This window comes from Citrobacter farmeri (genome assembly GCF_019048065.1).
GTDB lineage: Bacteria > Pseudomonadota > Gammaproteobacteria > Enterobacterales > Enterobacteriaceae > Citrobacter_A > Citrobacter_A farmeri.
Genome location: NZ_CP077291.1, coordinates 4,426,684 through 4,439,968 on the forward strand (window position 1 = coordinate 4,426,684; position 13,285 = coordinate 4,439,968).

Annotated in this window: 11 protein-coding genes and 1 pseudogene; 6 read left to right on the forward strand and 6 right to left on the reverse strand. The window is 55.1% G+C overall.

Features of this window, described 5'->3' with window-relative positions:
• Positions 1 to 156: 156 nt before the first annotated feature.
• From hofQ to I6L53_RS21000, 5 genes are read right to left on the reverse strand one after another with little or no spacing between them, the layout of a single operon-like run.
• Positions 157 to 1,395, reverse strand: a complete 1,239-nt coding sequence (hofQ, locus tag I6L53_RS20980; protein WP_042322871.1) for a DNA uptake porin HofQ — start codon at positions 1,393 to 1,395, stop codon at positions 157 to 159.
• Positions 1,307 to 1,711: a HofP DNA utilization family protein gene (locus I6L53_RS20985; protein WP_042322874.1), complete on the reverse strand. Its 405-nt coding sequence runs from the start codon at positions 1,709 to 1,711 to the stop codon at positions 1,307 to 1,309. The genes hofQ and I6L53_RS20985 overlap by 89 nt, the downstream gene beginning before the upstream one ends.
• Positions 1,701 to 2,159 carry a HofO family protein gene (locus tag I6L53_RS20990; RefSeq protein WP_042322877.1) on the reverse strand — a complete coding sequence of 153 codons (459 nt, stop codon included), beginning with the start codon at positions 2,157 to 2,159 and terminating at the stop codon, positions 1,701 to 1,703. The genes I6L53_RS20985 and I6L53_RS20990 overlap by 11 nt, the downstream gene beginning before the upstream one ends.
• Positions 2,143 to 2,682, reverse strand: coding sequence for a PilN domain-containing protein (locus I6L53_RS20995; RefSeq protein WP_042322955.1), 540 nt, complete (start codon positions 2,680 to 2,682; stop codon positions 2,143 to 2,145). The genes I6L53_RS20990 and I6L53_RS20995 overlap by 17 nt, the downstream gene beginning before the upstream one ends.
• Positions 2,682 to 3,461: a hypothetical protein gene (locus I6L53_RS21000; RefSeq protein WP_042322879.1), complete on the reverse strand. Its 780-nt coding sequence runs from the start codon at positions 3,459 to 3,461 to the stop codon at positions 2,682 to 2,684. The genes I6L53_RS20995 and I6L53_RS21000 overlap by 1 nt, the downstream gene beginning before the upstream one ends.
• 120 nt (positions 3,462 to 3,581) lie before the next feature.
• Here I6L53_RS21000 and mrcA point away from each other — a divergent pair, with 120 nt between their 5' ends.
• Positions 3,582 to 6,134 (forward strand): peptidoglycan glycosyltransferase/peptidoglycan DD-transpeptidase MrcA, encoded by a 2,553-nt coding sequence (gene mrcA / locus I6L53_RS21005; protein WP_042322882.1) that lies wholly within the window; start codon positions 3,582 to 3,584, stop codon positions 6,132 to 6,134.
• An 88-nt stretch (positions 6,135 to 6,222) separates the two neighbouring features.
• Here mrcA and nudE read toward each other — a convergent pair whose 3' ends face one another.
• Complete coding sequence (gene nudE / locus I6L53_RS21010; protein WP_042322884.1) at positions 6,223 to 6,783, reverse strand: ADP compounds hydrolase NudE; 561 nt, start codon at positions 6,781 to 6,783, stop codon at positions 6,223 to 6,225.
• A 324-nt stretch (positions 6,784 to 7,107) separates the two neighbouring features.
• On the opposite strand from nudE, the gene igaA reads away from it, so the two are divergent.
• The 5 genes and pseudogenes from igaA to pckA all read left to right on the forward strand — a co-directional run bounded on the left by igaA (position 7,108) and on the right by pckA (position 13,281).
• The gene (gene igaA / locus I6L53_RS21015) at positions 7,108 to 9,240 is read left to right on the forward strand and encodes an intracellular growth attenuator protein IgaA (protein ID WP_042322886.1); all 2,133 of its coding nucleotides are present in this window, start codon (positions 7,108 to 7,110) and stop codon (positions 9,238 to 9,240) included.
• A 65-nt stretch (positions 9,241 to 9,305) separates the two neighbouring features.
• Positions 9,306 to 9,974 (forward strand): GMP/IMP nucleotidase, encoded by a 669-nt coding sequence (yrfG, locus tag I6L53_RS21020; protein WP_042322888.1) that lies wholly within the window; start codon positions 9,306 to 9,308, stop codon positions 9,972 to 9,974.
• A gap of 10 nt (positions 9,975 to 9,984) precedes the next feature.
• A complete protein-coding gene (gene hslR, locus I6L53_RS21025; protein WP_042322890.1) occupies positions 9,985 to 10,386 on the forward strand; it encodes a ribosome-associated heat shock protein Hsp15 in 402 nt (133 codons plus the stop codon).
• Between the two features lie 24 nt (positions 10,387 to 10,410).
• Entirely contained in the window at positions 10,411 to 11,289 is an 879-nt protein-coding gene (gene hslO, locus I6L53_RS21030) for an Hsp33 family molecular chaperone HslO (RefSeq protein WP_042322892.1), read from the forward strand.
• Positions 11,290 to 11,662: 373 nt separating this feature from the next.
• Positions 11,663 to 13,281: pseudogene (gene pckA / locus I6L53_RS21035) on the forward strand (phosphoenolpyruvate carboxykinase (ATP)).
• Positions 13,282 to 13,285: the final 4 nt, after the last annotated feature.

The following is a 13,285-nucleotide window of genomic DNA, read 5'->3' on the forward strand; positions in this document are numbered from 1 at the left end:
TCATCAAACCAGATTGTAGACAACCCGAGTCGGCATTGCCGGACGGCGATGAGAAGTACCGACTCTCAAATCGGTACTCCTTGTATGCTAAATAGCTGCGTACGTCAAACCCCTGAAACGAGTTAAGTGCAAAAACAACGGTGTTTCATGCATAAATCATTCTGTCGAGACCAATCTGGGCGTAATAAATACCACCAGCTCGCGACGCTCATTTTCTTTCCCGTCATGGCGAAAAAGTTGTCCAAACCAGGGGATATCACCTAACAGCGGAATACCGTCTTTACCGGTTTTATTCTTGTTTGAAAAAATGCCGCCCAGCGCCAGCGTCTCTCCGCTTTTCACCTCGACCTGCGTTTCAATTTCCTGCTTATCGATGGCCAGCACCTCACCATCTGCCTGTTGCAGAACCTGCCCCGGCATGTTCTGGCTGATGCGCAACTTCAGGCGAATCCGCCCTTTCGGTAAGACCGTGGGTGTTACCTCCATCCCAAGCACGGCCTCTTTAAATTCAACCGACGTCGCCCCACTTTCGCCGCTCGAAACCTGATAGGGGATCTCACTCCCCTGCTTGATACTGGCAGGCTGCAGATGGGAAGCCAGCAGACGCGGACTCGCAATAATGTCGAGCTGCTGCTGTTGTTCCAGCGCGGACAGTTCCAGATCCAGCAGTCGACCACTAATCCGACCAATATTAAACCCGATGCGGGTGGTGGCATTTGCAACCGAGAGATCGCTGGCTATCGTCGTCACTTGCCCCACCGCCCCCGCCTTCTCTGCCTCAGCCAGAGTCCATTTCACCCCCAGCTCACGCAGGCTTTTTTCATTAATAGTCACGATATGCGCCGCCAGCTCAACCTGTTCTATCGGGAGGTCCATTTGCGCCACCCACTGCTCCACCAGCGCCAGCGTCGGAGGGTTGTCCCTGACCAGCAGCCGGTTAGTACGCTTATCTACTGTGAGACTGCCTTTGGCGCTCAACAGTTTGTCCCCCGCTTTCACCAGCTCAGCGGCATCAGCGTAATGCAGGGCAATGTGCCGGCTCTCCAGCGGTAAATTCGCCTGGCGTCGTGCAATTTCCGCCTCCTGCCGAGCCGCCTCTTCTCTCTGCCAGCTCTCGGAATGTACATGCAAAATCGCCCCTTCCTGACGTAACACCAGTCCGGCACTCTTCACCACCGTCTGGAGCGCCAGTTTCCACGGAACATTCGTCAGATGAAGCGACACCACGCCGCTGACGTCCGGCGCTACCACAAGATTTTTCCGTTCCTGTTCAGCCAGCGCCTGAAGTACCTGCGTGACGGGAACGTCATCCACTACCAGCGTCACGTTCTGGGTTTTTCCGGCCTGAACCGGCTGCAGGACGGCTACCAACACCACCAGAATCCATTGCTTCATTAACCTCTCCTTGTCTTTGCCACTGCCACTGATGCGGCTCACACTCTTTACCAGTACGCACGGTTAGCGTCAGGGCTGTGAGTTGCACAATCGTCCAGCCGTTATCCAGAACCTCATGTTGTTCGACACGCCGCCATCGGTGCTGCCCGTCCTGCAACAAGCCAATATTTCGCTCACCCCGGCTCACCATCCCCTGATACCGCCATTGGGCCAGTTCTGCACCATGACAACGATCTTCTGGCTGGCGGAATGGATCGCGCATGCCGGTCAGTATCAGCAATGAAAAAGCCACCAGCAGCCCGTCTCTACCCTTCATGAAGAGGCTCCAGAGTGAGCGTCAGCACCCGCTCGTCGTTTTCCGCTTCCAGCGAGAATCCGCTCACCGCCATCCCCCGCGTCGCCAGATAACCAAATAACGACACCATCGCCTCCCACGGGGCCTTCACCGCGAGTTCTCCTCCCTGCGCCAACGGTTGCCAGTGCAGCAACTGCACATTTGGCACCTGAATTGAGAGCGGAGAAAACGGCGGCGTTTGCGATGTCAATGAAACCTGCGACTCTGTCAGTGCGCCAGAGAGGTGATACAACGTTGGCTTAATCTGGCGGTTCGCCGCCCGTTGCAGGTGAAGCGCTTCACCGCTCCCTATTCCTGAAAAGAGCAGAAAAAACGTTGCGAACACGCTTAGGGTTGCTACCCAACTTACCCAGCAGACAACGCGGGTGCGCGACGAAAAGGCACACCAGATGTCAAAGAAGACGATCATGCGCTTCTCTCCATTTCAGCCGGTACTGAAACTGCCAGTATCCCTGCGCATCCCGCATGGTGGCGCCGGTATGGTTTATCTCAAACAGCGGCGAGTCGCGCAGGGCGGTTTCCAGTGCGCTGAGCGCAGAAAAGGTGAGCGTTTTTCCGTTGAGTTCAAGCGTGCTCTGCTGGTAGTTCATACTGGTCAGCCAGGCCTGCGCGGGTAATCTTAATGCAAGGTTTTCCAGTGCCGCCTGCCAGCGGCGGGTCTGCTCCCGTGATCTTTCTCGTTGAATGGCCTGCTGCGCCTGACGTTGGCGCGCCTCAAGCCGGGGCTTTTCTGTCGCCAGTGCCGCTGCGAGTTGTTGCTCCGCGCGCAGCAAAACCCCATTCACCCGCCCGCTCATGCTGTCGACAGCGTATCCGCTCAGCGTTAACGCCAGCACAATCACTGCTGATGCGCTGAACATCCCACTCCAGAAACGCACACACGCGTTACGCCGCTGCTGTCGCCAGGGCAAAAAATTAACAGGGAATTGCATCAGCACATTCCCCCCAGCGCCAGTCCCAGCGCAACGGCGAAAGCATGACCTTCTACAGGCATGGGCGGCTGACGGATTGAAACCGCCTGCCAGGGATCAAAACCCTCTTTTGCACAGAACGCCAGCTCTTCGGTTCCGAGGGAAAGCGCAGCGGCCAGGTCATGAATATGGGTTATTTCTGTCAGCGATTTTCGTCCCCAGGCATTGCGCGTTGCCCACAACCACTGCGTGTCATCGCGCCACGCCAGGCAGACCTGCTCCGGCGAAAGAAAAGGCAGCAGGCGCTGCAATGCGCAAGCATCCGGCGTGATTGCCGTGACGTTCACGCCGAGTGTTTTCGCCAGCGTTAACAGACCTGAAATCTCTTTGTCCTGAGCGGCGGTGACCGTATAGGCCGGGGCGAGCGCATCTTCACTATAATCAAATCGCAGCGCAGCCGATTCCATGTCCAGTTCACGCGCCATCGCCCCTGTCAGCCAGGCGGTTTGTTCGCGCTCGCGAAGTGACATTGAGGGACGGGGAAAGCGTTTTTGCCGCGTCCGACTCGCGGGAAAAGAGAGGTGAATATGGTGGCGCTGCGGCAGCTCTCGGCTCCACGGTTGTAACACCGCCACAAGCGGTTCGGTGTCGTGGAAATGTCCGTCATTGATTGTGTGTTGCACCAGCGGCAAACGCCACCAGCGCTGTAGATACCAGCCCGACGCGCCGCGAACGACGGCAACCGCCAGGGCTTCATGTGGTTGAATATGCAGGCCGACTTGCCAGAATCTGAAAGCCATTGCTGATGATCTCCTTATCACCCGTCACTCTCACGGGTATATCAATGCGTCTGGCTTGCCTTTATACTACCGCGCGGTTGTTTATAAACTGCCCAAATGAAACTAAATGGGAAATCTCCGGTGAAGTTCGTAAAGTATTTATTGATCCTTGCAGTATGTTGCATCCTGCTGGGAGCAGGCTCGATTTATGGCCTCTATCGCTATATTGAGCCACAGTTACCTGACGTCGCGACGCTTAAAGATGTGCGTTTGCAGATCCCGATGCAGGTTTACAGCGCAGATGGCGAGCTCATCGCGCAATATGGTGAGAAACGTCGTATTCCTGTCACGCTCAACCAGATCCCGCCGGAAATGGTCAAAGCCTTTATTGCTACAGAAGACAGTCGCTTCTACGAGCACCACGGCGTTGACCCGGTGGGGATCTTCCGTGCGGCCAGCGTTGCGCTGTTCTCTGGTCACGCCTCTCAAGGGGCGAGCACCATCACGCAGCAGCTTGCGAGAAACTTCTTCCTCAGCCCCGAACGCACGCTGATGCGTAAGATTAAGGAAGTGTTCCTGGCGATCCGCATTGAGCAACTGCTGAGCAAAGATGAGATCCTCGAGCTCTATCTGAATAAGATCTATCTCGGTTACCGCGCCTATGGCGTCGGCGCGGCGGCCCAGGTCTATTTCGGTAAGTCCGTCGACCAGCTTGATCTTGGTGAGATCGCGGTGATTGCCGGTCTGCCGAAAGCGCCCTCCACCTTCAACCCGCTCTATTCAATGGACCGCGCGACCGCACGCCGCAACGTGGTGCTTTCGCGTATGCTGAGCGAAGGGTACATCACCCAGGCGCAGTACGATCAGGCGCGTAATGAGCCTATCGACGCCAACTATCATGCGCCTGAAATCGCCTTCTCCGCCCCGTATCTGTCAGAAATGGTGCGTCAGGAGATGTACAGCCGTTACGGCGAAAACGCCTATGAAGACGGTTATCGCATTTACACCACCATTACCCGCAAGGTACAGCAGGCCGCGCAACAGGCGGTACGCAATAACGTGCTGGACTATGACATGCGCCATGGCTATCGCGGCCCGGCCAACGTGTTGTGGAAAGTGGGTGAAACCGCGTGGGACAGTAAGAAAATCACCGATACGCTGAAAGCGCTGCCCACTTATGGGCCGCTGTTGCCAGCGGTGATCACCAGCGCAAACCCGCAGGAAGCGACGGCGCTTCTGGCCGATGGCACCTCGGTTTCTCTGCGAATGGATGGTATTCGTTGGGCGCGTCCCTATCGTTCGGATACTCAACAAGGCCCGACGCCGCGTAAAGTGACTGACACAGTGCAGACCGGTCAGCAGATCTGGGTGCGGAAGATGGGCGAAGCCTGGTGGCTGGCGCAGGTCCCGGATGTGAACTCCGCGCTGGTCTCTATCAATCCGAAAAACGGGGCCGTGCTGGCGCTGGTTGGTGGCTTTGACTTTAACCAGAGCAAGTTCAACCGTGCCACCCAGGCACTGCGTCAGGTCGGTTCTAACATCAAGCCGTTCCTCTACACCGCCGCGATGGATAAAGGTCTGACGCTGGCGAGTATGCTGAACGATGTGCCAATTTCCCGCTGGGATGCCGGTGCCGGTTCTGACTGGCGTCCGAAGAATTCCCCCCCACAGTACGCAGGGCCGATTCGCTTACGTCAGGGGCTGGGTGAATCGAAAAATGTGGTGATGGTACGCGCCATGCGAGCAATGGGCGTGGACTACGCGGCGGAATATCTGCAACGTTTCGGTTTCCCGGCACAAAACATTGTGCATACCGAATCCCTGGCGCTGGGCTCCGCCTCCTTTACCCCGCTGCAGGTGGCGCGCGGTTATGCGGTGATGTCGAACGGTGGCTTCCTGGTCGATCCGTATTTCATCAGTAAGATTGAAACGGACCAGAACGGCGTGATTTTCGAAGCGAAGCCGAAGATTGCCTGTCCGGAATGTGATATCCCGGTGATTTACGGTGATACACAGAAATCCAACGTGCTAGAAAACAGCAACGTGGAAGATGTCGCCATCTCTGGTGAACAGCAAAACGCCGCCGTGCCAATGCCCAAACTGGAGCAGGCAAATCAGGCGTTAGTGGCGCAGACCGGAGCGCAAGAGTATGCGCCGCATGTCATCAACACGCCGTTGGCCTTCCTGATTAAGAGTGCGTTGAACACCAACATCTTTGGCGAACCCGGTTGGATGGGCACCGGTTGGCGCGCGGGCCGCGATCTGAATCGGCACGATATCGGCGGTAAAACCGGGACGACCAACAGCTCGAAAGACGCCTGGTTCTCCGGCTACGGTCCGGGTGTGGTCACTTCCGTGTGGATTGGGTTTGACGACCACCGTCGTGACCTGGGACGCACCACCGCCTCTGGAGCGATCAAGGATCAGATCTCCGGCTACGAAGGCGGCGCGAAGAGTGCGCAACCCGCGTGGGATGCCTACATGAAAGCGGTACTGGAAGGGGTTCCAGAAGAACCGTTGACACCGCCGCCGGGTATTGTCACGGTCAATATCGATCGCAGCACCGGGCAATTGGCGAACGGCGGTAACAGCCGTGCAGAATATTTCATCGAAGGCACACAGCCGACACAGCAGGCGGTGCATGAGGTGGGGACGACTATCATTGACGGTGGTGAGACTCACGAGCTGTTCTAAATAAAAAAGGCGCTGCGGCGCCTTTTTTACTGCTGGTATTATCGCCGGATGGCGGCTACGCCTTATCCGGCCTACGCCGCTATTTGCCCTACAACCGCCCCTGCCCTTTCAACCACTCGCGCACAAGGAACAATGCGCTCACGTTTCGCGCTTCGGTGAAATCGGGATCTTCCAGCAGATCCATCAGATGCGCCAGCGGCCAGCGCACCTGCGGCAGTGGCTCTGGTTCATCACCTTCCAGCGACTCAGGATAAAGGTCTTCCGCCACCACAATGTTCATCTTGCTGGAAAAGTAAGACGGCGCCATGCTGAGTTTTTTCAAAAAGGTCAGATCGTTCGCCCCAAAGCCGACCTCCTCTTTCAGTTCCCGGTTCGCCGCTTCAAATACGCTTTCGCCAGCGTCGATCAACCCTTTAGAAAAACCCAACTCATAGGACTCTGTCCCCACTGCGTATTCACGAATCAGAATCAGATGATCGTCTACGATTGGGACAATCATTACCGCTTCACGGGTTGAGGGACGCATCCGTTCGTAGACGCGGCGCACGCCGTTGCTGAATTCGAGATCCACGCTTTCAACGCTAAATAGCCGCGACTGTGCGACAGTTTCGACGTTCAGAATGGTGGGTTTTTGTAATGATTTGCTCATCGTGAGAATCTATGCCGTGAAATCTGTTGTTATTGTGCGATACGCCACACGGTTTCGGCAATGTGAATCGCCAGTTATTTACATTTATGTAACCTAATAAAAATATAATTCCTGTTTCAAATTAAAAGTCAATAGGTTGAAATAGGTCCAGGAATTTGCTGATATTCCGTTTTTGCAGATTTTGCTATCATCAGCACTCACTGGGATGCGCTCGAAAATGCTCAAGTTCAACTCCATGCTTGCCGATAGCCAACCACGGAATCACGTTTATTGTGACAGGGTGCGACTGACCACGCCTGACAGATTAAGTAAGATGGGGAAAGCATGAGCACCATTCTGATTTTTTTAGCGGCGTTGCTGGCCTGCTCATTGCTGGTCTGGTGGCGACTTAACGTCCGGGCCAGGCGGCGTAAACTGCCGTGGACGAACGCGTTCTCAGAAGCGGCGACGCGTAAGCTCACGCCTGAAGAACGCAGCGCCGTCGAAAATTATCTTGATAGCCTGAGCCAAATCCAGCAGGTACCCGGTCCGACGGGTGCCAGCGCGGCCCCTGTTTCCCTGACGCTGAATGCTGAAAGCAATAGCGTCATTATTCTGACCCACTCGATCACCCGCTACGGTATCACCACCGACGATCCGAATAAGTGGCGCTACTACCTCGATTCCGTTGAAGTGCATCTGCCGCCCTTCTGGGAACAGTACATTAACGATGAAAACAGCGTTGAACTCATTCACACCGACACGCTGCCGCTGGTGATCTCGCTGAATGGCCACTCCCTGCAAGAATATATGCAGGAGGCGCGCGGCTATGCGCTGCAACCCCCTACGTCCACACAGGCATCGATTCGCGGTGAAGAGAGCGAGCAGATTGAACTGCTGAATATTCGTCAGGAGACGCATGAAGAGTATGCGCTCAGCCGCCCGGCCGGTTTTCGCGAAGCGTTGCTGATAGTCGCCGCCTTCCTGTTGTTCTTTTTCTGTCTGGTGACGCCGGACGTTTTTGTACCGTGGATGGTGGGCGGGGCCGTACTGTTACTGGTAGCAGGATTGTGGGGGTTATTCGCTCCACCATCAAAAACGGCGCTGCGTGAGATTCACTGCCTGCGTGGAACGCCACGCCGCTGGGGATTGTTTGGCGAAAACGACCAGGAGCAGATAAACAATATCTCGCTGGGGATTATCGACCTGGTGTATCCCACACACTGGCAACCTTACATTGCGCAGGATCTCGGTCAGCAAACGGATATTGATATTTATCTCGATCGCCACGTCGTGCGTCAGGGGCGGTTTTTATCCCTGCATGACGAGGTGAAAAACTTCCCGCTACAACACTGGGTGCGCAGCTCGATTATCGCTGGTGGTTCACTGCTGGTACTGATCATGTTGCTGGTCTGGATCCCACTCGATATGCCGATTAAGTTCACGTTGTCGTGGATGAAGGGCGCGCAAACCATCGAAGCAACCAGCGTAAAACAGCTCGAGCAATCAGGCGTGCGCGTCGGCGACACGCTGAACCTTCGCGGCACTGGTATGTGTAATATTCATGCGCAGGGCACCTGGAACGCGCAAGCCAGCTCACCGTTTATGCCGTTTGACTGCTCGCAAATCATCTGGAATGACGCCCCTGCGCTGCCGTTGCCGGAGTCCGACCTGGTGAACAAAGCCACCGCGCTCTCGCAGGCCGTTAACCGTCAGTTGCATCCAAAGGCGGAAGATGACTCCCGCGTCAGCGCCGCCTTGCGCTCCGCCATTCAGAAGTCTGGCATGGTGTTGTTAGATGACTTTGGCGATATTGTTCTGAAAACTGCTGATTTGTGTGCGGCTGAAGATGAATGCGTGCGCCTCAAAAATGCGCTGGTCAACCTGGGGAACAGCAAAGACTGGAGCGCGTTGGTGAAACGTGCCAACGCAGGCAAACTGGACGGCGTTAACGTTCTGCTGCGCCCTGTCAGCGCAGAATCACTCGACAATTTGGTCACCACGTCTACCGCGCCCTTTATTACCCGAGAAACGGCTCGCGCCGCCCAGTCGTTGAACAGCCCCGCCCCTGGCGGATTCCTGATTGTCAGCGATGAGGGCAGCGATCTTGTCGATCAACCCTGGCCGTCCGTATCGTTGTATGACTATCCAGCGCATGAGCAGTGGAGTGCCTTCCAGCGACTGGCGCAAATGCTGATGAACACGCCGTTTAGCGCCGAAGGGATTGTCACCAATATTTATACGGACGCCAATGGCACGCAGCATATTGGTCTGCATCGCATTCCCGATCGTTCCGGTTTGTGGCGTTATCTCGGTACTACGCTGTTGATGCTGACGATGCTGGCCTGCACACTCTATAATGGCGTACAGGCATTCCGCCGCTATCAGCGCCATCGCACCCGTCTGATGGAGATTCAGCAGTATTATGAAAGCTGCCTGAATCCGAAGCTCATCAGCTCTCCGGAAAGCCTCATCTGATAACATGTCTGCGGTACCGGGTATGCTACCCTGTGCCGCATCGCGTTTTATTCTGGAGAGTTCCCATGCATATTGATATTGCCTGGCAGAATGTGGATACCGTTCTGTTAGACATGGACGGCACGCTGCTCGACCTGGCGTTTGATAACTACTTCTGGCAAAAACTGGTGCCTGAAACCTATGGGGCACAGAATGGGATCACGCCGCAGGAAGCGCAGGAGCGCATCCGTCAGGAATATCATGCCGTGCAGCATACGCTAAACTGGTACTGTCTTGATTACTGGAGCGACCGTCTGGGCCTGGATATCTGCGCAATGACTACTGCAATGGGGCCTCGTGCCGTGTTGCGTGATGATACGGTTCCCTTTTTAAATGCGCTAAAGGCCTGCGGTAAACGGCGGATTTTGCTGACTAACGCGCATCCACATAATCTGGCCGTGAAGCTGGAGCATACCGGACTGGCCTCACACCTTGATTTATTACTTTCTACCCACACATTTGGATATCCCAAAGAGGATCAGCGGTTATGGCGCGCCGTGGCGGAAGAGACGGGAATGAGTGCAGAGAAAACGCTGTTTATCGACGATAGCGAACCCATTCTCGATGCTGCCGCGAAGTTTGGTATTCGCTATTGCCTCGGCGTGACTAACCCCGACTCTGGCGTTGCGGAAAAACAGTATGCGCGCCATCCGTCACTGAATGACTACCGCCGACTGATCCCCTCACTGATGTGAAGGAGACGCCATGAAAGAGAAGCCCTCTGTTGAGGTCAGGCTGGATAAATGGCTGTGGGCCGCGCGGTTTTATAAAACCCGCGCACTGGCTCGCGAAATGGTGGACGGCGGGAAAGTTCACTACAACGGACAGCGCAGTAAGCCGAGCAAGATCGTTGAACTGAACGCTACGCTAACGCTGCGTCAGGGCAATGACGAGCGAACGGTGGTGATCAAAGCAATCACCGAGCAGCGTCGCCCGGCCAGCGAAGCCGTCACTCTGTATGAAGAGACGGTGGAAAGCGTAGCAAAACGCGAAAAAATGGCGCTGGCACGTAAGCTGAATGCCCTGACCATGCCGCACCCGGACAGGCGACCGGACAAAAAAGAACGCCGCGACCTGTTACGATTTAAACACGGCGACAGTGAGTAACTGTCGCCCGCAAGAGAGATGATTATGCCGCAACATGACCAATTACACCGCTATCTGTTTGAAAACTTTGCCGTGCGCGGCGAACTGGTAACCGTATCGGAAACCCTGCAACAGATCCTCGAAAACCATACGTATCCGCAGCCGGTAAAAACGGTGCTGGCTGAGTTGCTGGTCGCCACAAGCCTGCTTACCGCGACGCTGAAGTTCGCCGGTGACATTACCGTTCAGCTCCAGGGCGATGGTCCGTTGAGCCTCGCGGTGATCAACGGCAACAACAATCAGCAGATGCGCGGCGTGGCGCGCGTCCAGGGCGAGATCCCGGATAATGCAGACCTGAAAACCCTGGTCGGTAACGGCTATCTGGTGATTACCATTACGCCGGAAGAAGGCGAGCGTTATCAGGGCGTTGTCGGGCTGGAAGGCGATACGCTGGCGGCATGTCTGGAAGATTACTTCCTGCGTTCTGAGCAGTTGCCGACCCGTCTGTTCATTCGAACGGGCGACGTCGACGGGAAGGCCGCAGCGGGTGGGATGCTGCTACAGGTGATGCCGGCACAGGATGCGCAGGCGGATGACTTTGATCATCTGGCCGCGCTGACCGAAACCATCAAAGCAGAAGAGTTACTGACTCTGCCGGCCAATGATGTGCTGTGGCGTCTGTACCATGAAGAAGAGGTCACTCTCTACGATCCACAGGACGTTGAGTTCAAATGTACCTGCTCGCGCGAGCGCTGTGCCGGTGCACTGAAAACACTGCCGGACGAAGAGGTAGACAGCATTCTGGCGGAAGAAGGCGAAATTGATATGCATTGCGACTACTGCGGGAGTCACTACCTGTTCAACGCTATGGATATTGCCGAGATCCGCAATAACGCCTCCCCTGCCGATCCGCAGGTCCACTGATCGATCTCCTGAACCGGTCGGACGACGCGATGCGTCTCCGACCGCTCGCCATTTATTCCGCACTTTTTGCTAAAATTTTCTTTCGTGGTGAATCGATATTTTGTATGTAAGCGTTTTGTTAATTTTCTACATGAATGCGATTACACTCACAACATCTCCGTGATAAATACTAATTTTTAACCTTTTAAGAACATTTTCCACAACTAAAAAGTCATTCCTGCCATAATAAGCCCCGCTTCGTGACTGGAGTCACAGCGTTTTCAGTCAATCGTGATTTTGTCCAGATAAGTAAATCTATGAGCCTTGTCGCGGTTAACACCCCAACAAAAACCTTATTATTTCAGGTAATACATATTGGCTAAGGAGCAGTGATATGCGCGTGAAACGATTAACCCCGCAAGATCTCAAGGCTTATGGTATCAGCGACGTTCAGGATATCGTTTACAACCCAAGCTATGAAACCCTTTACCAGGAAGAGCTAGACCCAAGCCTGGAAGGTTACGAGCGCGGAGTATTAACGAACCTGGGTGCCGTTGCAGTTGATACCGGTATTTTCACCGGACGTTCGCCGAAGGATAAGTACATTGTTCGTGATGACACCACGCGTGACACGCTGTGGTGGTCCGACAAAGGAAAAGGCAAGAACGACAACAAACCGCTGTCCCAGGAAACCTGGCAGCACCTGAAAGGGCTAGTGACCAAACAACTTTCCGGCAAACGTCTGTTTATCGTTGATGCTTTCTGCGGCGCAAACGCCGACACCCGCCTTTCTGTCCGCTTCATTACTGAAGTGGCGTGGCAGGCTCATTTCGTGAAGAACATGTTTATTCGCCCAAGCGATGACGAACTGGAAGGTTTTGAACCTGACTTATCGTGATGAACGGCGCGAAGTGCACGAACCCACAGTGGAAAGAGCAGGGGCTGAATTCCGAGAACTTTGTCGCTTTCAACCTGACCGAACGTATCCAGCTGATTGGCGGTACCTGGTACGGCGGCGAAATGAAGAAAGGCATGTTCTCGGTGATGAACTATCTGCTGCCGTTGAAAGGCATTGCATCAATGCACTGTTCTGCCAACGTAGGCGAGAAAGGCGACGTTGCCGTGTTCTTCGGTCTTTCCGGCACCGGGAAAACCACGCTCTCCACCGACCCGAAACGTCGTCTGATCGGCGATGACGAGCATGGCTGGGACGATGACGGCGTGTTCAACTTCGAAGGCGGCTGCTACGCAAAAACGATCAAGCTGTCAAAAGAAGCGGAACCGGAAATCTATAACGCCATCCGCCGTGATGCGCTGTTAGAAAACGTCACCGTTCGCGACGATGGGACTATCGATTTTGACGACGGTTCGAAAACCGAGAACACTCGCGTTTCCTATCCGATCTATCACATTGACAACATCGTTAAACCGGTTTCCAAAGCCGGTCATGCCACGAAGGTGATTTTCCTGACCGCTGACGCCTTTGGCGTGCTGCCGCCGGTTTCTCGCCTGACAGCCAACCAGACGCAGTACCACTTCCTGTCTGGCTTCACGGCCAAACTGGCCGGTACTGAGCGCGGTGTCACCGAGCCGACGCCAACCTTCTCCGCCTGCTTCGGCGCGGCATTCCTGTCGCTGCACCCGACGCAGTATGCTGAAGTCCTGGTGAAACGCATGCAGGCCGCAGGCGCGCAGGCTTACCTGGTCAATACCGGCTGGAACGGTACGGGCAAACGTATCTCCATCAAAGATACCCGCGCCATCATCGACGCCATTCTGAACGGTTCTCTGGACGATGCGGAAACCTTCAACCTGCCGATGTTTGATCTGGCGATCCCGACCGAGTTGCCGGGCGTGGACACCCGAATTCTCGACCCGCGCAACACCTATGGGTCTCCGGAACAGTGGCAGGAAAAAGCTACCGCGCTGGCAAAACTGTTCATTGAGAACTTCGAGAAATACACGGATACGCCGGCTGGCGAAGCGCTGGTCAGCGCCGGACCGAAGCTGTAAGCAA

Excerpts from the sequence above, each read along its gene's own strand:
- hofQ (WP_042322871.1), bottom strand. The coding sequence starts at position 1,395 with ATGAAGCAATGGATTCTGGTGGTGTTGGTAGCCGTCCTGCAGCCGGTT.
- I6L53_RS20985 (WP_042322874.1), bottom strand. The coding sequence starts at position 1,711 with ATGAAGGGTAGAGACGGGCTGCTGGTGGCTTTTTCATTGCTGATACTG.
- I6L53_RS20990 (WP_042322877.1), bottom strand. The coding sequence starts at position 2,159 with ATGATCGTCTTCTTTGACATCTGGTGTGCCTTTTCGTCGCGCACCCGC.
- I6L53_RS20995 (WP_042322955.1), bottom strand. The coding sequence starts at position 2,682 with ATGCAATTCCCTGTTAATTTTTTGCCCTGGCGACAGCAGCGGCGTAAC.
- I6L53_RS21000 (WP_042322879.1), bottom strand. The coding sequence starts at position 3,461 with ATGGCTTTCAGATTCTGGCAAGTCGGCCTGCATATTCAACCACATGAA.
- nudE (WP_042322884.1), bottom strand. The coding sequence starts at position 6,783 with ATGAGCAAATCATTACAAAAACCCACCATTCTGAACGTCGAAACTGTC.
- igaA (WP_042322886.1), top strand. The coding sequence starts at position 7,108 with ATGAGCACCATTCTGATTTTTTTAGCGGCGTTGCTGGCCTGCTCATTG.
- yrfG (WP_042322888.1), top strand. The coding sequence starts at position 9,306 with ATGCATATTGATATTGCCTGGCAGAATGTGGATACCGTTCTGTTAGAC.
- hslR (WP_042322890.1), top strand. The coding sequence starts at position 9,985 with ATGAAAGAGAAGCCCTCTGTTGAGGTCAGGCTGGATAAATGGCTGTGG.
- hslO (WP_042322892.1), top strand. The coding sequence starts at position 10,411 with ATGCCGCAACATGACCAATTACACCGCTATCTGTTTGAAAACTTTGCC.